Annotated in this window: 11 protein-coding genes; 3 read left to right on the plus strand and 8 right to left on the minus strand. The window is 71.6% G+C overall.

Annotated features, from left to right (window positions below):
- Positions 1-2 precede the first annotated feature (2 nt).
- The 7 genes from BJ964_RS24445 to BJ964_RS24475 form a co-directional block, all read right to left on the minus strand.
- Entirely contained in the window at positions 3-1901 is a 1899-nt protein-coding gene (locus tag BJ964_RS24445) for a putative bifunctional diguanylate cyclase/phosphodiesterase (RefSeq protein WP_188122856.1), read from the minus strand.
- The gene (locus tag BJ964_RS24450; RefSeq protein WP_307838038.1) at positions 1898-6781 is read right to left on the minus strand and encodes a diguanylate cyclase; all 4884 of its coding nucleotides are present in this window, start codon (positions 6779-6781) and stop codon (positions 1898-1900) included. Before BJ964_RS24450 ends, BJ964_RS24445 begins: the two co-directional genes overlap by 4 nt.
- 2918 nt (positions 6782-9699) lie before the next feature.
- The gene (locus BJ964_RS24455) at positions 9700-10347 is read right to left on the minus strand and encodes a class I SAM-dependent DNA methyltransferase (RefSeq protein ID WP_188122858.1); all 648 of its coding nucleotides are present in this window, start codon (positions 10345-10347) and stop codon (positions 9700-9702) included.
- A gap of 647 nt (positions 10348-10994) precedes the next feature.
- Positions 10995-12668, minus strand: a complete 1674-nt coding sequence (locus BJ964_RS24460; RefSeq protein WP_188122859.1) for a glycoside hydrolase family 13 protein — start codon at positions 12666-12668, stop codon at positions 10995-10997.
- An 82-nt stretch (positions 12669-12750) separates the two neighbouring features.
- Positions 12751-13782 carry a LacI family DNA-binding transcriptional regulator gene (locus tag BJ964_RS24465; protein ID WP_188122860.1) on the minus strand — a complete coding sequence of 344 codons (1032 nt, stop codon included), beginning with the start codon at positions 13780-13782 and terminating at the stop codon, positions 12751-12753.
- Between the two features lie 22 nt (positions 13783-13804).
- On the minus strand, positions 13805-15013 hold the full coding sequence (locus tag BJ964_RS24470; protein ID WP_188122861.1) for a molybdopterin-dependent oxidoreductase: 1209 nt from the start codon (positions 15011-15013) through the stop codon (positions 13805-13807).
- Positions 15014-15127: 114 nt separating this feature from the next.
- Positions 15128-17188, minus strand: coding sequence for an MMPL family transporter (locus BJ964_RS24475; RefSeq protein ID WP_188122862.1), 2061 nt, complete (start codon positions 17186-17188; stop codon positions 15128-15130).
- Positions 17189-17264: 76 nt separating this feature from the next.
- Here BJ964_RS24475 and BJ964_RS24480 point away from each other — a divergent pair, with 76 nt between their 5' ends.
- Positions 17265-17750: a MarR family winged helix-turn-helix transcriptional regulator gene (locus tag BJ964_RS24480; RefSeq protein WP_188122863.1), complete on the plus strand. Its 486-nt coding sequence runs from the start codon at positions 17265-17267 to the stop codon at positions 17748-17750.
- Positions 17751-17969: 219 nt separating this feature from the next.
- Complete coding sequence (locus tag BJ964_RS24485; RefSeq protein ID WP_188122864.1) at positions 17970-18821, plus strand: tetratricopeptide repeat protein; 852 nt, start codon at positions 17970-17972, stop codon at positions 18819-18821.
- A 21-nt stretch (positions 18822-18842) separates the two neighbouring features.
- Here the strand turns inward: BJ964_RS24485 and BJ964_RS24490 are convergent, their stop codons facing one another.
- Positions 18843-19256 carry a MarR family winged helix-turn-helix transcriptional regulator gene (locus tag BJ964_RS24490; RefSeq protein ID WP_183222167.1) on the minus strand — a complete coding sequence of 138 codons (414 nt, stop codon included), beginning with the start codon at positions 19254-19256 and terminating at the stop codon, positions 18843-18845.
- An 84-nt stretch (positions 19257-19340) separates the two neighbouring features.
- Between BJ964_RS24490 and BJ964_RS24495 the strand changes: the two genes are divergently transcribed.
- A complete protein-coding gene (locus tag BJ964_RS24495; RefSeq protein WP_188122865.1) occupies positions 19341-21110 on the plus strand; it encodes an ABC transporter ATP-binding protein in 1770 nt (589 codons plus the stop codon).
- Positions 21111-21181: the final 71 nt, after the last annotated feature.

Below are 21181 nucleotides of genomic sequence, written 5' to 3' on the forward strand. Positions count from 1 at the left end.
CGTCATGCCGGCTGCCGCTGTGGCAGGCCGGCGGTCAGGTCGGCGGCCGACTGAGGCCGGGCGAAGTGGTAGCCCTGGGCGGTGTCACAGCTCAGGGCGGCCAGCGCCTCCGCCGTGGCCGCGTCCTCCACACCCTCCGCGACGACCGTGAGGCCCAGGTTGTGGGCCAGGTCGACCGACGAGGCGACCAGTGCACGGCTGCTCGGATCGGTGACCATGTCGGCCACGAACGAGCGGTCGATCTTCAGTTCGTCGACCGGCAGCAGCTTGAGGTACGTCATCGACGAGTAGCCCGTACCGAAATCGTCGATCGAGGTTTTGACCCCGAGGGCGCGCACCCGGTTCAGGGCCTCGATCGTGGTGCTGGGATCGGACATGACCGTGTGTTCGGTGATCTCGATGCACAGCAGCTCCCCGGGCACCCCGGTGGACGCCAGCAAGGCGGCCAGCCGGTCCGTGAATGACTCGTCGAGCAGGCTGCGGGTGGACAGGTTGACGGCGACCGGGATGCGGTGGCCGGCGTCCAGCCATTCCCGGGCCTGCTGGAGGGCGATGGTGAGGACCCGCTCGGTGAACGGGTGGATCAGGCTGGTGCTCTCCAGCACCGGCACGAACTGGCCGGGCGGGACGGGGCCGCGGGCCGGGTGGTGCCAGCGGGCCAGCGCCTCGACGCCGACCAGGCCGCCGGCTCCGCCGAGGCCGATCTTGGGCTGGTAGTGGAGGGTGAACTGGGACGCGTCGGTCAGCGCCCGCCGCAGGTCGCCGAGCAGGGTGAGCCGGTCGGTGCTGTCCTGTGCGGAGTGTCCGGTGAACCGGCGGTACCCGTCGTGCTGTTCCTTCGCGTCGTGCAGGGCGCTGTCGGCGTTCCCGAGCAGGGTGCTCACGTCGTCGCCGTCGGCCGCCGTGGCCGCGCCGATGCTGATCTCCAGGTCCACGGTGACGTCGTCGAGCTGGAACGGCTCGTCGAAGGCCTCCCGCAGCCGGGCCGCCACGTCCTCGGCCCGGGCCGGGTCCAGGTCGCGCAGCATGATCGCGAACTCGTCGCCGCCGGTGCGGGCCACCATGTCGGTGTCGCGCACCACGGTGGACAGTCGCCGGCCCGCCTCGGCCAGCAGCCGGTCACCGACGTGCGGGCCGAGCTGGTCGTTGACGTGCCGGAAGCCGTTGATGTTGACGGTCAGCACGGTGACGCCGGGCGCCGTACGGTCGGGCGGGGCGACGGCCAGCGCCCGATGCAGGTGCTCGGTGAACGCGATCCGGTTCGGCAGCCCGGTGAGCATGTCGGTCGTGGCCATCGTCTCCACCTGGCGGCGGTGCGCGCGGCTGTTCCAGACGAACAGCGCGATCACGATCAGGCTCAGCACGAACGTGAAGACGGCGGCGAGCAGCAGCCGCCGGGAGTCGTGGCGGGCGTCGGCCACCCGCTGGTCGTACTCCTGCTGGTAGCGGTTGCGCAGTTCGAGCAGCTTGGCGGCGTTGCGCCGGTAGGTGGGGGCGATCGCGGTCTCCAGCGACTCCCGCGCCTCGGTGATCTTGCCATGGTCCAGCATCGACAGATACCCGATGATCACCTGGCGCAGGTGGATCTGCCGCTGGACGACGGTCGTCGCCTCCGGGTTGAGCTCGGCGATCCGCAGCGTCGCCTGGTAGGCCTCGGTGTCCGCGCCGAGCACCTGGCGCCGCTCCGCGCTCCGCGGGTTGGCGGCACTCGCCCGGAGCAGCGACATCTCCCGCGCCGACAGGTACGCGGCGTCCTGGTAGGCCGACACCTGGTCGCCGGCGTGGGCGATGTCCTCGACGATGCGGGCGTGCCGCTGACTGTCCACCAGGGCCAGCCCGGACAGCAGCGCCAGCGACGCGATCAGGGAGCCGAACATCAACCGGCGGGAACGGTGCCTCATCCGGCCACCACCCGGTTGCGCCCGGTGTGCTTGGCCGCGTACAGGGCTTCGTCGGCGAATTTGATCATGTGCTCGGGCTCGTCGCCGTCGGCCGGGGAGCCGGACGTGACGCCGACGCTGACGGTGACGACGCCGCCGTCGGTGAGCGCGTGCGGCTCCGCCAGTTGGGACACGGACCGGCAGGCCCGTTCGGCGACGATCATCGCGTTCTCCGGGGACGCGCCGGGCATCACTATGCAGAACTCCTCGCCGCCGTAGCGGGCCACCAGGTCGGTCGTCCGTGCCGAGGCGAGCAGTGCCTCCGCGACCAGCCTGAGGGTGTCGTCGCCACCCTGGTGGCCGTAGTGGTCGTTGTACTTCTTGAAGTGGTCGATGTCGATCATGGCGATGCCGACCGGCTCCCGGGACCGGGCCGCACGCTGCCACGCCTCGTCCAGGAACATGGTGAGCTTGCGCCGGTTCGGCAGACCGGTCAGCGGGTCGGTGACGGTGAGCAGCTCCAGCTGGTGGTTGGCCTCGGCCAGCTCCTCCGTGCGCTCGGCGACGGCCCGCTCCAGCGACGCGTAGACCTGCGCGTTCTCCAGCGAGACGGTGGGTTGCCCGGCGATCAGCAGGACCGCGTCGAGCCGGCCGGCCGAGAACGCGCGACGGCTCAGCCGGTTCTCCAGCACCAGCACGGCACGCGGCTGCCCCTGCCCGATGACCGGCACGACCAGCAGCGAGCAGTGGTCCAGACCGGCCAGGTACGGGTCCCGCCCCACCCGGTCGTCGAGCGTCACGTCGTCGACGAGCAGCGGTTCGCGGGTGCGCTCGGCGTACCGGATCGCGGTCAGCGGCAACAGGCCGAGCCGTGCCGCCCGGTCCGCGTCCATCTCCGGCCGGTCGCCGTCCCCGGGCAGAACCCATCCACCGGTACGGTCATCGCGCAGCACCACATGCACGGCGGTGGCCCCGGTCATCGCGCCGAGCACCTGCCGCACCCGCACCCGCAGCGCGTCGAGACTCGTCTCCGAGCTGAGTGCCCGCGCCGCCTCGAGGACCGCCATCAGGTCGATCACCTCGGTGGACAGGTTCACGCTGTGGCCGCCGCCGAGCGTGGAGGCCCGGGTCCCGGAGGTACCGGCGACCGCCGATCCGAGCGCCGGATGGGTGCGCTTGAGGGCGTGCACCTTGCCGGTGGCGCCCCAGCGCGCGTACCCGGGCAGCGCCTCGGCCAGCAGCCGGGCGCCCACGTGCTCCAGACCGGCGTCCAGGTAGAACAGTGCCGCCCGCTCGGTGATCAGCGGCGTGTGCCAGGACCGTCCGGCGGTGACGGCGTCGGCCATCGCGGCGTCGTACGCGGCCGCCGCCGACGCGAAGTCGCCGTGTGCCGCGGCCCGGGTCGCCTCGGCGAACCGGTGCAGGTGCCGGAAGTTGCCCGGCTGCGCGGCGGCGCGGGCGGCCAGGAACGCGACACCGCGGTCCATGACGGCCAGGGCCCGCTCGCGGTCGGCGCCGGTGGCGGTACGCGCGGACACCTCGGCGCCGAGCACGGCCAGCAGGTGCGCCGGAACGTGCAGGTAGGTGCCGGGCACGGCGGGCAGCAGCGCCACCGCTGCCGCACTGTGCCGGACCAGCGCCTCGTCGTCGCCGAAGATCGCCGCGTCCAGCGCCCGTACGGTCGAGTAGAACTGTGTGGCCGGCTCGTTGCCGGTCAGCGTCTCCAGGTAGGCGTCGTCGAAGGTGGTCTCGCCGCGCAGCGAGGCGACCAGGTGGGCCGCGATGACGAACATGGAGGTCTCCGGCCCGGCGCCGATCCGCTCGCCGAACTCCAGCGCGGTCCGGGCCTCCCGGTGGAAGGACGCCAGGTCGGCCGAGCAGTCCAGCATCTGCGGAACCGATGCGAAGTACGTGTAGAGCGCGGTACGCAGGTCGCCGCCACGCAGCAGCCCGTCGCGGGCCTCGTGTGCCAGCCGCACAGCGGCCTCCATCGGCTCGAACCAGGGCACGGTGCCCAGCGCGTGCAGGAACCGCACCTGCGAGGTCTCCGGCTCGTGGCCGTGCTCCTCGCCGGCCGCCAGCACCCGGCACATCGCCCGGTAGGCGGCCCGGTGGCCGCCGCCGCCGGCGATCGTGACCACACCCAGGTGGCCGAGCGCGCCGGTCAGGGCGGCACAGGTGCCGTGCGCCGACCACAGTTCGGCGGCCTCCACCACGAGCCAGGCCATCGTCGTACGGTCGGCGAAGAACGCGGTCGGGACCAGCCGGTTGATCAGGTGGGCGACGGCCAGCAGCCGCGGATCGGTCAGCTCCGGCCGGACGGCTCCGGAGGCGCCCGGCCCGCCGTGGAAGGCGGCCAGCCCGGCGCCGATCCGGGCGCCCATCGCGGCCGGCTCCGGCACGTCGACGCCGAGCCGGGCGAGCAGGCCGGTACCGAGCGTCAGGGCGTCGCCGAGCATCCGGCGGTTGGTCAGTGCGCCGATCTGCTCGGCCACCGGGCGGGCCAGCCACACCGGGTCGCCGGCGTCCGCGGTGATCTCGGCGAAAACCTGGTCGGCCTCTTCGAATCTGGCCAGCGCGCACAGGACGGCATGACGATCGGCGCGCGTGTCCGCGTACCCCTCGCCGGTCCTGTCCAGAAGACGCAGCGCGACCGAGAGATGCACCTCGGCCTCCGCATGGTCGGCGACCAGCCGGGCCGACGTGGCGGCCCGGCGCAGCAACGCCGCGGCCGACGCCCGCTCGGCCGGATCGGTGAGCAGATCCGCCGCGGCCAGATACAGCGGCGCGGCGGCCGGGGCCGGGGCGATCCGGCGCGCGAGCGCCAGACTCAGCCGGGCCCGGTCGTCCAGGGAAAGGCGGGCGTACGCGGCCTGATGCACCCGATCGTGCCGGAACCGCGCGCGGCCGCCGTCGACCACGACCAGGCCGTCGTCGACCGCCGGCTGCAACGCCGCGGACGCCTCCAGCGAATCGCCGAGACAGGCCATGACGTCGACGAGCTCACGTGCCCGCGGCGGCAGCGCCTCGATCCGGGCGCTGATCAGGGCGACCACATCGCCGTGGCCGACGAAGTCCCGCACCTCGGCCGGATCCCAGCGCCAGCCGCCGTCCTCCGGGACCAGCACACCCTCCCGGCGCAGCGCGTTGACCAGTTCCACGGTGTCGAACGGGTTCCCGCCGGTCCGCTCGGCCAGCACGGCGGCCAGCGGCGCCGCGTCCGCCCCGGGCAGGCGCAGCATCCCGGCGATCAGCCCGGCCAGGTCGTCACCGCTCAACGGGGAGAGCGCGATCCGGTGCGCCCGCGCCACGATCGCGGTCAGCGGGTGCGTCTCGTCCACCTCCTCCTCCCGGTAGGCGCCCAGCACCAGCAGGCCCGGCAGGTCGCCGGCGTCGAGCACGTCGCCCAGGAACGGCAGCGACGGGCCGGACGCCCACTGCAGGTCGTCGAGGAAGAGCACCAGCGGGCGCTCGGCGCTCGCCAGCGCCCGCAGCAGGGTGAGCGCGGCCGTGCGCATTCGCGCGAACACCACCCGCGGGTCGTCGCCGGACGGCTCCTCCGGCTCCACGGCCAGCAGCGGCCGGAACGACGGCATGATCGCGGCGATCAGGCCGCGGTCCGGGCCGAGCGCGGTACGCAGCCGGTCGCGCAACCCGGCGACCACGTCCTCCGGTTCGGCCAGCAGCTGCTCGCCCAGCCGGTCGAACGCCTCCCGGATCCCGCCGGCCAGATCGTGGTGGAACTGGTCGAACCGGCCGGCCACGAACCGGCCCCCGGCCCTGGCCAGCGCCGGGCGCAACCGATCCACCAGGGCGGTCTTGCCTACCCCGGCGGGCCCGGTGATCATCGCGAGCCGGCCGGATCCGGCGGTCCCGCTGTCTTCGGTGGCTCCGGCGGTCGCGCTGTCTCCGGCGGTTCCACTGCCCTCGGTTGCTCCGGTTGCTCCGGTTGCTCCGGTTGCTCCGGTTGCTCCGGTTGCTCCGGTTGCTCCGGTTGCTCCGGTTGCTCCGGTGGCTGCGGCGGTCGCCTCGGTCAACAGGGCATGCAGGGCGGCCAGCGGCTCGTCCCGGCCGATCAGGCGGGCGGGCGGCGCGAGACGCAGCGGGAAGTCGTGCTCACCCAGCTCGAACGCCTCTTCCGCACGGAACCGGACGAGGTCGTGGATCAGACCCTCGTCGCTCTGGTAGCGCTGGTCGGGCTCCTTGCACAGCAGCCGCAGGATGATCCGCGACAGAGCGGACGGGATGGCCGGATTCACCTCGTCCGGCGGCATCGGGACACGGGCCAGGTGGTCGTGGATCAGACTGAGCGGCTCCCGGTCACGGCCGAACGGCGGCTCCCCGGTGGCCAGCTCGTACAGGGTGGCGCCGAGGGCGTACAGGTCGCTGCGGTGGTCGACCGGCCGACCGGTGCGCCCGGTCTGCTCCGGCGACAGATAGGGCAGGGTGCCGGCCAGCACCTCGCCCGCCTCCCGGCCCGCGTCCCCGGCCAGCTCGAAGTCGATCAGCGTGGGCCGGCCGTCGTCGTCGACCAGCACGTTCGCCGGGCTCACGTCCCGGTGCACCACGCCACGCCGATGAATCCCGGCGAGCACGCCGGCCAGGCGGACGGCCAGCTCCGTCAGCGCGCCCGGCTCCCACGGCCGTTCAACATCAGCGAGCGTACGCGCGGCGTCGTCCACCAGCGCCAAGGAGCGCTCGTCCAGCTGCCCGGCCAGCCGCGGGGTACCCGGAACACCGTCGAGGCGGCGCAGCATAGCGATCTCGTTACGCAGCCGGTCAGCCGCACCAGGCCCGAGCGGCTGCTTGCGAACCACCCACGCGCCACCCACCACGTGGACGCGCGAAACACGGGTGCGGTCGCTGTCATGCAGCACTTCTTCCAGGCCGTTGAGAGTCACGAAGTGCGAATCGGCCCCCCACGACCCTCACTGAGCCTTGCTACCGCACCGCCACCGTTCACCCACCCACCCCCACCCCCACCCACCCACCTGCCGTTCACCCGCTGCCCACCACCTGCCGATCACCCGCTGCCCGCTGCCCGCTGCCCGTCGCCGCCCGCCTGCCGTTCACTTGCCGGCCGTTGCGTCCGGCCCGCCGCCGTGGTCGCGTCCGCGCACCCGTCGCCCACCACCTGCCGTTCACCCGCTGCCCGCTGCCCGCTGCCCGTCGCCGCCCGCCTGCCGTTCACTTGCCGGCCGTTGCGTCCGGCCCGCCGCCGTGGTCGCGTCCGCGCACCCGTCGCCCGCCCACCTGCCTTTCATCCGCCGCCCGTCGCCGCCCGTCGCCGCCGGCCTCCCAGCCGCCACCATTCCGCTGTCCTGCCTGCCTCCCGCGGCCTCCACACCGCTTCTATTTCGCGGTCTCCGTTGGGTTGCTGCCTCCGAATCGCTGCGCCGCTGAACTCGTGGTCGCGACCCAAGCCGCCAGTGGATAGTTCGCGGGTCGACTGGCAGCCTTTCCGGGGTAATACAGCTGCGGTGCACAGGTGATGGGGTGCCGGTACCAGATCGGAATTGAATCGATTCCGAGATGGCCTTGCGTATTTTGCCTCCCGCGATGGGTTTCTCCATGCGGCAGCATGAATGCAGGAGTGAGCCGTACTTTCCAGCCTTTCTCCTTCGCCGTTCGTTGATGGCGGAGAAGGATGATGGTCGGGCTTGGAGTTACGGTGATCGTCTATGTATCGGCGCGATGGCGGCGGGTAGAACACCCCCATCTGGCCACTTTGGTCGCCTCCTCGCCCCGTTCAGGAAGGTCGCCGGCAGCGGACCCCGCGCCCTCATTGGCCGATGATCGCCTTGGCTTGGCTGGCCGAATCGGTGGCCGACGCGGCGGCTCGATGTCGGTTGATGGGCCGTCATGGTCGGCGGCCTACCCCGGTGTGCGGTGGTGGTCGCCGACCTGTCGGGGTGCGGTAGTGGTCGCCGACCTGCCTGGGTGCGCGGTAGTGGTCGCCGACCTGCCTGGGTGCGCGGTAGTGGTCGCCGACCTACCTCGGTGTGGGGTTGTGGTCGGCGACCTACCTCGGTGTGGGGTTGTGGTCGGCGACCTTCCGCGATGGGGGTGTAGTTGGCGGGTTCGGTCGGTGTGGAGTTGCGGGCGGTGGGTTTGACGGGTGCGGGGTTGTGGGTGATGGGTTTGACGGGTACGGGGTTGTGGGTGATGGGTTTGATCGGCCTGGAGTCGTGGCCGGCGGGCACGATCGATTTGCCTACGTGGTTGGTGCACCTGAGCGGTGGGCCACTACGGGCGAAGGCCTTGAGTGGCGGGCGGTTCCGTTCACGCGGCGGGCCGGTCCGTTCATCGAGGCTGGTGAGTTGATCAGCGGTTTCGTCCGCGGAAGGGCCGTCGGTGGTGACGGTGCCAGCATGCTGGCCCGGTGTGCGGAACTGCTCGGTGGAGTCTTCCGGAGCGCCCGTGTCGTTGGCCTGTTCGTGCAGCTCAAACACTTGATCTACGGGTCTTCCAGCCGTGCGGTCCGGGGCTGGTCCCCGAAGTGAGGTGCTCCTCGGCCGGCCAGGTCGCGGCTCCGCCCGACAGCCATGGGGCTGGATCAGGCCGTCACTAATCGGCTGATCTTGTGCTGCCGACCGCTCAACCGGGTGCGTGCCGTTCCGTTCCAGAGCGGGCTGTGCACCGACCGGCGGGGTGGGGCAGGCCGTGCCCAGGCGCGCTGGGGTAGTCCTGTCCAGGCGCGGTGGGGTGGCCGTGTTTGGCTGCGCGGGAGTAGTCCTGTTCGGACGAGGTGGGGTGGCCGTGTTTGGCTGCGCGGGAGTAGTCCTGTTCGGACGAGGTGGGATGGTCGTGTCTGGCCGCGCTGGGGTGGTCGTGTTCGGGCGCGCTGGGGTGGTCCTGTCCAGGCGCGGTGGGGTGGCCGTGTTTGGCTGCGCGGGAGTAGTCCTGTTCGGACGAGGTGGGATGGTCGTGTCTGGCCGCAGCGAGGTGGTCCTGTTCGGTCGCGCTGAGGTGGTCGTGTTCGGGCGCGCTGGAGTGGTCGTGTTCGGGCGCGCTGGAGTGGTCCTGTTCGGGCGCGCTGAGGTGGTTGTGGTCGGGCGCTGTGACGTGGTCGTTTCGGGGCGCGCTGGGGTGGTCCTGTCCGGTTGGGGTGGGCTGGTTGTGTCCGGGCGCCCGTCCGCGCTGTGCTCCGGCGCGCGGCCGATCGACTGAGTTGCCTCGTCGGCGCGGATGCGGCGGAGGCGCTCAGCGTGTCGCCTGCGTAGACCCCATGCGCGGTGACGCTCGTGTTCGCGACGGAATTTTTCAGCGGCTGGGGAGTGGTTTCGGCGCGCGCTCCGGTCACGCATCTCGGAAATCTCTTCCCTGGTGAACAATTGGAGCTGCGGCATACTTCAATTCTCCTGCGCCGACGCGAAGAAGTGTAAGCCTGACCTTAAAGTCGATCATGCCAAATTGGCTTCCGCGGGGGATACTCTTTCGCGGCCGGTAGATATCCTCGCTGTCGGCATCGTCCGCCGCCATTCCGAGTTCGGATGCACTCACGTGGTCAAGGCATTTAATGGGCGTCTCTGAGATGATCTTGCGGATCCGGGCTGGTATGGCAGACCCGGTGATCGGCCGATGTGAGGCTCAGGTCGAGCAGTTGCCAACCGAGACCCGAAGCCTCGACGCCACCTTCCCGGCCCGTGGCTGGAACTCGGCGATCTCCAACTTCTCGCCACCGAAGACGACCGACTTGATCGAATCCTCGGCCCGAATCCTCGGCCCGAATCCTCGGTGGTTAGGGCGTTCGCGGGTGCTCCGATCGTTCGGGGCGGGGTGGGGTGGGGTGGGGCGTCGGTGGAGACGGGTCTCGGGGTCAGCGTTTGCGGACGATCAGGAAGGCGCCCTGCCTTGTGGGGTTCGGGACGGTGTAGGGCGGGGGGATCTCGTGGATCGTTGTCACCGCCGGCTCGAAGCCGGCTTCGGTGAGCAGGGCGGCGACCGCTTCCGGGCGGCGGCGATGGATGGTCAGGGTGACCTCGTGACCCCACGCCTCGGTGTAGTGCTTGTCGTCGTCGCCGGCCTGGAAGGCCAGCATCAGGTGGGCGCCGGGTCGTAGTACGCGGTGGAATTCGGCGAACACGCCGGGTAGTTCGCGGTCCGGTACGTGGATGGTGGAGAACCAGGCGTTCAGGCCGGCGAGGCTTTCGGTGGGCAGGTCGAGGGCGGTCATCGAGCCAACCTCGAAACGTAGGTCCGGGTAGTTGGCGCGAGCCTGTTCGACCATGCCGGGGGAGAGGTCGACACCGAAGACGTCCAGGCCCCGGCCGTGCAGGAAAGCGGTGACGTGGCCGGGGCCGCAACCGACGTCGGCGGCCGGGCCGTCCACCAGGTCGGTGAAGAGGGCGAGCAGGCTTCGCTTCAGCGGCTGGCGCGGCAGGTCGTCGGTGAACAGGGTGGAGTAGCTGGCGGCCACCGTGTCGTACGAGGAACGGGTTTGATCGAGGAAGTCCAGATCGCGCATGGCCGGGAAGGCTATCGGGCCGAGCCGGACGGGAACCGTTTCCGCCCAACGGGGCTGCTCGGAGAGGCGAGTCGGGTTCTCGACCGCAAGCGGGTGCTGGCGTAGCCGTACCGGAAGGGTCTGGAACGGCGACCGCGTGCCGGAGCGCGGCAGTTGGGTGGGGCCCGGATGGTGGCGTGGGCTGCGGGCGCGGTGTGCCGGAGCGCGGCAGGAGGGTGAGGGCCCGGGCGGTGGCGTGGGCTGCGGGCGCGGTGTGCCGGAGCGCGGCAGGAGGGTGAGGGCCCGGGCGGTGGCGTGGGCTGCGGGCGCGGTGTGCCGGAGCGCGGCAGGAGGGTGAGGGCCCGGGCGGTGGCGTGGGCTGCGGGCGCGGTGTGCCGGAGCGCGGTAGGAGGGTGAGGGCGCGGATGGTGGCGTGGGCTGCGGGCGCGGCAGGAGGGTGAGGGCCCGGGCGGTGGCGTGGGCTGCGGGCGCGGCAGGGGGGGGTGAGGGCGTGGGAAGCGGGTGAGGGGTGTGGGAAGCGGGAGAAAGAGGACGCGCGGAAAAGTGAGTGGAGGCAGGGGCGGGCGTGACGCGTCCCCCGTGCGCGTCACGCCCGGGTGCCCGGTCCATCCCCCACCGTCCTGGGGATGGACCGGGACGAATCAGTCCTAGAGGGACCACCACACGGTGGTGTCCGGCGGAAGGACCACGTTGTCGCTGGTGCCGTCGATCGGGCCGCTGGCCAGCAGCAGCTCGCCGGGGCGGCCGACGGCGACCGGCTGGTCGCTCATGTTGACCGTGCAGCGGAAGACCGGTGCGCCCTCGACCTCGCGTTCGAAGGCGAGCACGCCGGCCGGTGCGGGCACCCAGCGCAGGTTGTCGGTGGGGGCGAGCGCCGGGTCGGTGCGGCGGATCGCGAGGGCCGAGCGGTACAGCTCCAGGGTGGAGCCGGTGGCGCCGGCCTGCGCCGCGACGCTGAGGGCCGCCCACGAGTCCGGCTGCGGCAGCCAGCTTCCGCCGCCGTCGGGGCCGAAGCCGTACGGGGCCTCGGAGCCGCTCCACGGGATCGGCACGCGGCAGCCGTCGCGGTAGCCGTCCTGGCCGGCGGCCCGGTGGAACGCCGGGTCCTGGCGCACCTCCGGCGGCAGGTCGACGACCTCGGGCAGGCCGAGCTCCTCGCCCTGGTAGAGGTAGGCCGAACCGGGCAGGGCGAGCATCAGCGTGCTGGCCGCGCGACCGCGGCGCAGACCGGCCGCGTCGTCGACCGCGGTGGGTTTGCGGCCGGCCGCCTCGCCGTCGATCTTCTGCATCAGGCGGGTGGTGTGGCGGACCACGTCGTGGTTGGACAGTGTCCAGGTGGTCGGAGCGCCCACCTCGCGCATGGCGGCGAGCGAGTCCTCGATCATCTGGCGCTGCTCGTGCACGTTCCACGCGGTGCCCAGGTAGCTGAAGTTGAACGCCTGGTGCAGTTCGTCGTCGCGGACGTAGTTGGAGACCCGGGCCAGCGTCGGCGCCCACGCCTCGGCCACGGCGATGCGCTCGCCGGGGTACTCGTCGAGGATCTTGCGCCAGTCGCGGTAGATCTCGTGCACGCCGTCCCGGTCGAAGAACGGGCTCTCACCGGCGCCGAGCAGGTGCCACTCGCCGGTGTCGCCGATGTCGGGCAGGCCGTCCTCCTTGACCATGCCGTGCGCCACGTCCACCCGGAAGCCGTCGACGCCCAGGTCGAGCCAGAACCGCAGGATGGTCTTGAACTCGTCCCGTACGGCCGGGTGCTCCCAGTTGAAGTCGGGCTGTTCGGGGGCGAACAGGTGCAGGTACCACTCGCCGTCCGCGACGCGGGTCCAGGCCGGCCCGCCGAAGATCGACGGCCAGTCGTTCGGCGGGAGTTCGCCGTTCTCACCCTTGCCGGGGCGGAAGTGGTAGCGCTCGCGGAACGGCGAGCCGGGGCCCTCGGCGAGCGCCCGCTTGAACCAGTCGTGCTGGTCCGAGGAGTGGTTGGGAACCAGGTCGACGATGACTCGCAGACCGAGGGCGTGCGCGCCGGCGATCAACTGCTCGGCGTCGGCGACGGTGCCGAAGATCGGGTCGACGGTCCGGTAGTCCGAGACGTCGTAGCCCGCGTCCGCCTGCGGCGAGGCGTAGAAGGGGGAGAGCCACACCGCGTCCACACCGAGATCCCGCAGATACGGCAGCCGGCTGCTGATGCCGGGCAGGTCGCCGATGCCGTCGCCGTTCGAGTCGGCGAAGCTGCGCGGGTAGATCTGGTAGATGACCGCGTTGCGCCACCACGATGCCGGGGGCGCCTCCACGGTGGGCGGTGCGATCAGTTGATCCGTCATGGCGACGAACGCTAGCAAGAAACTAACACGTGTTACATAGCCCGAGGCTTGCTTTCTTGCAGCAAGTTCTTGCAACAGTCGGTTATGCCGGTTTTGTGGTTGATTCCCGGACGATCAGCGAGGTGCCGAGAACCTGGTGCGGGTGCTGTTCCTCACCCCTGATCGCCGAGATCAGGAACTCCGCGGCCATCCGCCCCTTGGTGACGATCGGCTGCCGGACGGTGGTGAGCCGGGGACGGAACCAGGCCGACTCGGAGAGGTCGTCGAACCCGGTCACGGACACCTCTGAGGGCACTTTTATTGCAAGTTCTTGCAAGGCATCCACGGCCCCGTACGCGAGGATGTCGGACAGCGCGAGGATAGCGGTGGGAGCGTGCCCACCGGCCATCAGGTCCCGGGTCGCCCGGTAGCCCTCGGCGCGGGTCACCGGCACCTCGACGAGCTGGACGTCGGCCATCGTGAGATCGCATTCGGCCAGCGCGTCGGCGATCCCGGCCATCCGCCGGGCCAGCGGCCCCCGGTAGCCGCGCTCGGTCACCGCGGCGCCCGGGTCCATGGACAGCACTGCCAGCCGGCGGTGGCCGAGATCGAGCAGGTAGCGGGCCACCTCGCGGGCGCCGCCCCGGTCGTCGACCTCGACGCTGGGCGCGCCCGGCACCCGGTCGCTGTCGATCAGCACGAACGGGATGCCGCGCCGGCTCAGCTCGGCCACCTCGCCGCGGTCGGCCTCCAGGCCGCAGACGACGAAACCGTCGACCGCGGCGTACGGAATGGCCTTGAGCACCGAGTCCTGCAGCGGCGGGGTGAGCAGCAGCGTGTAACCCTCCTGATCGCACACCTGCCCGGCGCCCATCAGGAAGCGGGAATAGTACGGGTTCTCCAGGATCCAGGCCAGCCGCTGGGGCAGCAGCACGCCGATCGAGTTGGTGGTGCCGGCCCGCAGCATCCGGCCCAGCGGGTCCGGCGTGTAGCCCAGTTCCTCGGCGGCGGCCAGGATCCGCTCCCTGGTCGCCACCGAGATCCGCTGCGGGTTGTTGAACGCGAACGAGACCGCCGAGCGGGAGACGCCCGCCGCTGCCGCGACGTCGTTCGACGTGGCCTTCCTCGACGACATGGGCCATGTTATCGAGGCCGGGTCACACGGCGCTCACCGGCACACGGACCACCGCGTTGAAGACGTAACCGAGCGTGTTGTGCCGGGCCGCGTCGGGCTGGGTGTTCCCGCGTACGTCGGTGGCCCGCGCCAGCAGGGTGTGCTCCCCGGCCGCCGGCGTCCAGTCGACCTCCCAGCGCTGCCAGACCCCACCCGGGGTGGCGCCGTACGGGCGGGCCCGCCGCCACGTCGTACCCCCGTCGGTGCTGACCTGGACGTGCCGGATCGGGCCGTCCGCCGACCACGAGCGCCCGGTGAGCCGCGTCCGTACCCCCGCGGTGAAGGTCGTTCCCGGGTCCAGTTCGAAGGCGCTCTTGATCACCTGCCGGTCGAAGGGCTGCCCCTCGGCCGGGTAGCCCTCGCCGAACAGCCGGTAGAACTGCGTGTTCCAGGGGGAGAAGAGCGGCTCGGTGGACACGTCGATCCGGCCCACCCACTTGATCGAGGAGATGCCGATCCAGTGCGGGACGACGACGCGGACCGGGAAACCGTGATCCGGCGGCAGCGGCTCGCCGTTGAGCTCGTAGGCGAGCAGCACGTCGTCGAACGCCTTGCCGACCGGGAGCGGCCGGCGGACCGGGCCGAGGTCGACGCCGCCGCTCACGAAGTTCGGGTCGAGGCCGATCGGCTGCACGTCGACGGTCTTCCTCGAGATGCCCGCCCGGCGCAGGACGGTGGACAGTCTGACACCGGTCCACTTGCCTACGCCGATGCCGCCCAGGCCCCACGCCGTACCGGAGACGGTCTGGCCCTGCTGTGAGGTGTAGTAGCTGCGGCCGTTGCCGGCGCACTCGATGGCGACCGGCCGGGTTTCGCGGGGAAGCCTCTTCAGGTCGTCCAGGCTGAAGTGCGCGGCCTGGGCGAGCCCGGATCCGGAGAGCTCCAGCGACCAGGTGGAGGCGTCGATCGCCGGTGTGACGGTGTGGTTGCGGACGAAGAACCGGTCCACCGGGACGTAGTAGCCCTGGTCCTTGAGCGCCGACCATTTGGTTTCAGCGTTGGTTCCCAGCTGCCGGAACAGCTCGGGCGGCAGGGGTTTGACGATCGGGCCGGCGGCCAGCGCCGGACCAGGGATCGCCGCGCCCGCGCCCACCGCGGCGGTGAGTGCCAGCAGGTTCCGCCGGGAGAAGCCACGGGTCCGCCCGGCAAGGAAATCGCGCAGTCTGCGCTCGTCGTATGCGCCCTCGTTCATAACTACTCATCCTATCGACTACATAGGATTTGTGGAAAGGGTGGCGGAAACGCCGACGCCGGGTGGTCCCTGTCAGGGACCACCCGGCGTCCTTCTCTGGCGGTGAGTGAAGCCTCAGGCCTTCGGCCCGTCGGCCGTCTCGGAGAGTTTCGTCCGGTCGACGGCGTCCCAGTCGGTGTGCGGCCGGGCCGGCGCGGGAACGGTTCCGGCCGCGACGGCCGCCGGGCGGCCGGGCCACCAGAACCGGTCGCCGGTGAGCGTGGCCAGGGCCGGGACCAGGACGGTACGCACGAGCAGCGTGTCCAGGAGCACTCCGATGCCGACGATGACGCCGATCTGGGTGAGCGTGACCACCGGCAGCACCCCGAGGACCGCGAACACCGCCGCCAGCAGGATCCCGGCGCTGGTGATGACGGCGCCGGTGACCGCGAGAGCGTGCACCATGCCGTCCCGGGTGCCCCGGGTGGCCGCCTCCTCCTTGGCCCGGGTGACCAGGAAGATGTTGTAGTCGACGCCGAGCGCCACCAGGAACAGGAACGAGAACAGCGGGACCGCGTTGTCCAGGGCCGGGTAGTCGAACACGGTGCGGAACAGCCACGATCCGGCGCCCAGCGAGGCCAGGAAGCTGACCACCACGGTGATCATCAGCAGGATCGGGGCGACCAGGGCGCGCAGCAGGGCGACCAGGACCAGGAACACCACCGCGAGGATGACCGGGACGATGACGATCAGGTCGCGGCGGGCGGCGTCCCGGGTGTCCAGGGCGGTCGCCACGGTGCCGCCGACCAGGGCGTCGCCGTCGAGGTTCGCGCGCAGGTCGCGGATGGTCTGGAAGGCCTCGGCGGTGTCCGGGGCGGCCTCCAGCACGGCGCTGATGCTGACCCGGGCCGGAGTCTCCTCGGCGATGCGGGCCTGGGCGACGCCGGGCGTGCCGGAGACGGTTTCCAGCACCTGGGAAGCCTGATCCGGGGTGGTCAGGACCACCGCCGGCCCCGCGGCGCCGGCCGGGAAATACTTGGAGAGCGTTTCCAGGCCCTGCACCGACTCGGCCTCGACCCGGAACTGCTCGGTCTGCGACAGGCCCACCTTGGTGCCGAGGCCGCCGAGCGACAGCAGCCCGAGCACCACCGCGGACACGACGGTCACCGCGACCGGGCGGCGCACCACGGCCCGGCCGACCTTGGCCCACATGCCCTTGCCGTCCTCCGGACCGGACTCGCCGACCCGGGGGATGAACGGCCAGAACAGGCCGCGACCGCAGACCACGAGCGCGGCCGGCAGCACCACCAGGGCGAACAGGGCGGCGATGGCGACACCGGCGGCCGACGTGATGCCCAGCGCGGTGTTGCTCTTCAGGGTGGCCAGCACCAGCGTGAGCAGCGCCAGGATGACGGTGCCGGCACTCGCCGCGATGGCCGGGCCGGCGCCGCGCAGGGCCTTGCCCATGGCCTCGAACCGGTTCTCGTACTTGTGCAGCTCCTCCCGGTAGCGGGAGATCAGCAGCAGCGCGTAGTCGGTGCCGGCGCCGAAGACCAGCACCGTGACGATGCCGGTGGTCGAGCCGTTGACGGCCAGGTCGGTGTGCTGGGAGAGCAGGGCGACGACCTTGGCGGCGAGCTGGTCGGCGAACCCGACGACGAACAGCGGGACGATCCACAGGATCGGGCTGCGGTACGTGACCAGCAGCAGCACCGTGACCACCACGACGGTGACGAGCAGCAGTTTGGTGTTGGCGCCGCTGAAGCTGTCGGCCAGGTCGGCGCTGAAGCCGGCCCCGCCGGTGACCTGGGCGGTGACGCCGGGCGGCAGGCCGGTGGAGGCCTTCTCGCGCAGGTCGCGCACCGCGTCGATGGTGGCGGTGGCGTCACCGGTGGTCGGCAGCGGCACGGTGATCAGGGCCGCCTTGCGGTCCTCCGACAGGATCGGCCGGCCGAGGGCCTGCACCGTCGCCAGATCCGCGTCGGAGAGCGGTTGCCCGCCCTTGGCGACCACGATCAGCGCCGGGTTGGTCCGCCCGGACGGCAGCTCCTTCTGGAGCTGGGCGACCTTCGTCGACTCCGCCGAGGACGGCAGCGAGGAGGCCGGATCGTTGTCCGTCTCCGTGGAACCGGCGAGACCGAGGACCAGCCCGCCGAGCAGCAGGGCCAGCAGAAGCGTCGCCCATGCCCTTCTCATCTGAAAGCCTCCAAGAGCGAGAATCTTTACAATCGAGATTGTTCACGACGAAGCCGGGATCTGCAACACTTACCCCGTGGAAGGCAATGAGACCGCGGAACGCCAGCGGTTACGCGGGGACCTCGTCGATCTGTTGAACACGTACAGCAGCGAGGCGAATCACATCGGGCACGCCTTCGCGCACCTGCACCGGCTGAACGCGACGGATCTGCACGCGCTGCTCGCCGTCATGCACGCCGAACGGCGCGGGGCCCCGCTCACCCCCGGCAAGCTGGGCGAGGCCATCGGCCTCACCTCCGGCGCCACCACGGCGCTGATCGACCGGCTGGAACGCGGCGGCCACCTGCGCCGATCACGGGAGAGCGCGGACCGGCGGGTGGTCCATCTGCGCTACGCGGACGCCGGCATGGCCCTCGCCCTGTCGTTCTTCGCCCCGCTCTCCCCGCGCACCGACGAGGTGATGGCCCAGTTCGGCGTCGGAGAGCTGCAGACCATCGAGAAGTTCCTGCACGGCATGATCTCCGCGCTCATCTCCTACCGCGACGAGCTGCGCAGTCACTGATCAAAACCATTTCATCGGTACGGGCTGGAGAGCCCTTTCCCGGCACTCCGCGAGCCGCTGCCGGGTCCGGCCGGTGCCGCGACCGCCGGGCGTAGATCGGTGGTCGCCCCGCGCGAGAGCGCTTACTCCGTACCGGGAATGGTGTTGATCGTGATTTTGCAACGCAGCCGCACCGGATGATCATCGGAGGTCGGGCGGTCGGCTGCCGATCGAAGGGCCGTGCGAACCGAGCCCCTCCTGGCCGAGGCCGACGCCCTGCTCGCCCGCGGGCGTGCCCAGCATGCCGAACGGCTGCTCACCCCGTTCGTCGTGCGGGAACCGGAGAACGTCGGCGCCTGGCACCGGATGACCCGGGCCCGGCTCGACCTCGGTGACACCGCCGGCGCGCTGCTGGCCGCGCGGGCCGCCTGGAACCTGGACCCGCACGGCGCCGAGTCGCTGCTCTGGCTGAGCGCCGCCCGCTCGCGGGCCGGTGACCACGCCGAGGCGCTCGCGGCCGCGGCCGCGGCATGCCGGGAGGACCCCGGCAACCCCCGCCTGCACAACCGGCTGGCCCGTGCGCAGCTCGCCGCCGGGCTGCCCGGCGAAGCCGCCGAAAACCTGCGCTGTGTCGCCGACCTGGCCGGGTACGACGCGGATCTCCAGGTCACCTACGGTCAGGCGCTGTTCGCGATCGGCCGGCCGCTGAGCGCCCGCGAGGCGATCGGGCGGGCCCTGACGATCGATTCCGGACATGCCGGAGCGCGCGCCACGCTGAGGACCTTCGCGAAGGTGATGCGCACGGCCGTCGACGCCGCGTCGCTGGCCCGGGCGGCGGACGAGTTCGGCGAGTCGCTGCGGATCCATCCCGGCCGTACCGCCCGCCGCGCAGGCGCCGGCCGGGACGCTCTGGCGCACGTGGCGCGGGTGTCGCTGGTCTGGTTCCTGGTCGCGCTCGCCGCGGTGGGCGCCGTTCAGGCGGCCGGCCTGCTGACCGTGCCGTTCAGCCTCTACCTCACCCTGATCTGCGCCGCCGGTGTGGCGGGTTGCGTCTCCGCGGTGGCCCGCCCGCCGTCAGCGGGCGTCGCGTAGTGCCGGGCTTCGCGTCCTTACTCACCGGGCTTCGCGTAGCAGGTTCAGGATGCGTGCCAGTTCGGTCCGGTCGGCCGGGTCGAGCCCGGCGAACAGGCGCTCGCCCTCGGTGGCCCGGGCCTCGTGGATGGCGGCGGCCGTGGCGACACCGCCGGGGGTGAGCACGACCAGCGTGGCGCGGCGGTCGGTCGGGTCCGGCTTGCGCTCGACCAGACCGCGTTCCTGCAGGTCGTCGACGACCTCGGTGGCCGAGCGGGGAGCGATGTGGAGCCGCTCGGCGAGCACGCTGAGCCGGACCTCGCCGTGCCTGCTCAGCACGCCCAGCGCCCGTGACTGCGACGGCGAGACGTGCCACGGCTCCAGGGTGATCTTCGTCCGCTCGCGCAGGCGCCGGGTCACCGCCCAGAACGATTCCAGCAGGCTGTCGTCCTCCACCGGAACAAGATAGCAGCGACTACCGTTGTTCCCTCATGTTGAGGTAACCTCAGCTTGTCGTCGTCGTCCGGAGAGAGGCCCCATTTGCCGAAGGATCTACCCCGCAGACTCACCACCGAGGAGAGAGCGCAGGCCCGCGCCGTCTCCCTGCGCCGCATCGGCGCCCTGTTCACCGGCCACCGCCGGCACCTCGCCGTCGTCGTTGCCGTCATCGTCCTGTCGTCCGTCATCTCGATGGGCTCGCCGTTCCTGCTGCGCGAGGTCATCGACGTCGCCCTCCCACAGTCCGACCTGCGCCTGCTGTCGCTGCTGGTCGCCGGCATGGTCGGCATCGCCGCGGCCACCTCCGCGCTCGGCGTGGTGCAGACGTGGATCTCCACCACCGTCGGGCAGCGGGTCATGCACCGGCTGCGCACCGACGTCTTCGCCCACCTCCAGCGGCAGTCCGTGGGCTTCTTCACCCGCACCCGCACCGGCGAGGTGCAGTCCCGCATCACCAACGACATCGGCGGCATGCAGCGGGTGGTCACCTCCACCGCCACGTCCGTCGCCGCCAACCTGACCACGGTGATCGCCACCCTGGTCGCGATGACCGCCCTCTCCTGGCAGCTCACCCTCGCCTCGCTGGTCGCACTGCCCCCGGCGATCTACTGGACCCGGCGGGTCGCCCGCATGCGGCAGAGGATCACCGCCCAGCGGCAGCGCGAGCTCGCCGACCTCAACGTCATCATCGACGAGGGCCTGTCCATCAGCGGCGTCCAGCTGGCCAAGACGATGGGCGCCGGCGGTGCGCTGATCGAGCGGTTCACCGGCTCCTCGGCCCGTCTCATCGACCTCGAGCTGCGGTCCGAGCTGGCCGGCCGCTGGCGGATGGCCACGATGAACGTGGTGTTCGCCGTCATCCCCGCGGCCATCTACCTCGCCGCCGGCCTGCCGTTCGCGGCCGGCGCCATGAGCATCGGCACCCTGGTCGCCTTCACCGGCCTCCAGACGGGCCTGTTCCGGCCGCTGATGAGCCTGCTCGACGTCGGGGTCACCCTCACCGCGTCACTCGCGCTGTTCCAGCGCATCTTCGAATACCTCGACCTGCCGGTCGGCATCCGGGAGCCGGCCGAGCCCGTGCGCCTGCCCACGGTGCGCGGCCACCTGCGCTTCGAGGACGTCACTTTCGCGTACGACGGGGGCGCCACCGCCGCACTCGCCGGCGTGAGCCTCGACGTGCCCGCCGGCACCTCCCTGGCCCTGGTCGGCGAGACCGGCTCCGGCAAGAGCACCATCGCCGCCCTGATCGCCCGGCTCCACGACCCCACGTCCGGCCGGGTCACCATCGACGGCGCCGATGTGCGCGACCTGGCCCTCGACGACCTGGCCGCCATCGTCGGCGTGGTCAGCCAGGAGACGTACCTGCTGCACACCACGATCCGGGAGAACCTGCGCTACGCGAAACCCGGCGCCACCGACGCCGAGATCGAGCGTGCCGCCCGCGCCGCCCAGATCCACGACCTGATCGCCGCCCTGCCCGACGGCTACGACACGATGGTCGGCTCCCGCGGTCACCGCTTCTCCGGCGGCGAGAAGCAGCGCATCGCGATCGCCCGCACGCTGCTGCGCGACCCCCGCATCCTGGTCCTCGACGAGGCCACCAGCGCGCTGGACAACGAGACCGAGCGCGCCGTCCAGCGCGCTTTCGACGAGCTGTCCCACGGCCGCACCACGGTGACCATCGCCCACCGCCTGTCGACGATCCGCGACGCCGACCAGATCGCCGTGATCGACCACGGCCGCATCCTGGAGTCCGGCACCCACGACACCCTCCTGGAGGCGGAGGGCCACTACTGGACCCTGGCCCGCTGACCGCCCCCGGTCACTCGCTGCGCCCCCGGTCACTCGCTGCGCCTCCGGTCTCGCGAACCGCCGGCTCCCGC

This window comes from Actinoplanes lobatus, from assembly GCF_014205215.1.
GTDB classification, from domain to species: domain Bacteria; phylum Actinomycetota; class Actinomycetes; order Mycobacteriales; family Micromonosporaceae; genus Actinoplanes; species Actinoplanes lobatus.

Coding starts and splice junctions, on each gene's coding strand:
- BJ964_RS24465 (WP_188122860.1), bottom strand. CDS start 13,782: ATGTCGTCGAGGAAGGCCACGTCGAACGACGTCGCGGCAGCGGCGGGC.
- BJ964_RS24470 (WP_188122861.1), bottom strand. CDS start 15,013: ATGAACGAGGGCGCATACGACGAGCGCAGACTGCGCGATTTCCTTGCC.
- BJ964_RS24455 (WP_188122858.1), bottom strand. CDS start 10,347: ATGCGCGATCTGGACTTCCTCGATCAAACCCGTTCCTCGTACGACACG.
- BJ964_RS24475 (WP_188122862.1), bottom strand. CDS start 17,188: ATGAGAAGGGCATGGGCGACGCTTCTGCTGGCCCTGCTGCTCGGCGGG.
- BJ964_RS24460 (WP_188122859.1), bottom strand. CDS start 12,668: ATGACGGATCAACTGATCGCACCGCCCACCGTGGAGGCGCCCCCGGCA.
- BJ964_RS24445 (WP_188122856.1), bottom strand. CDS start 1,901: ATGAGGCACCGTTCCCGCCGGTTGATGTTCGGCTCCCTGATCGCGTCG.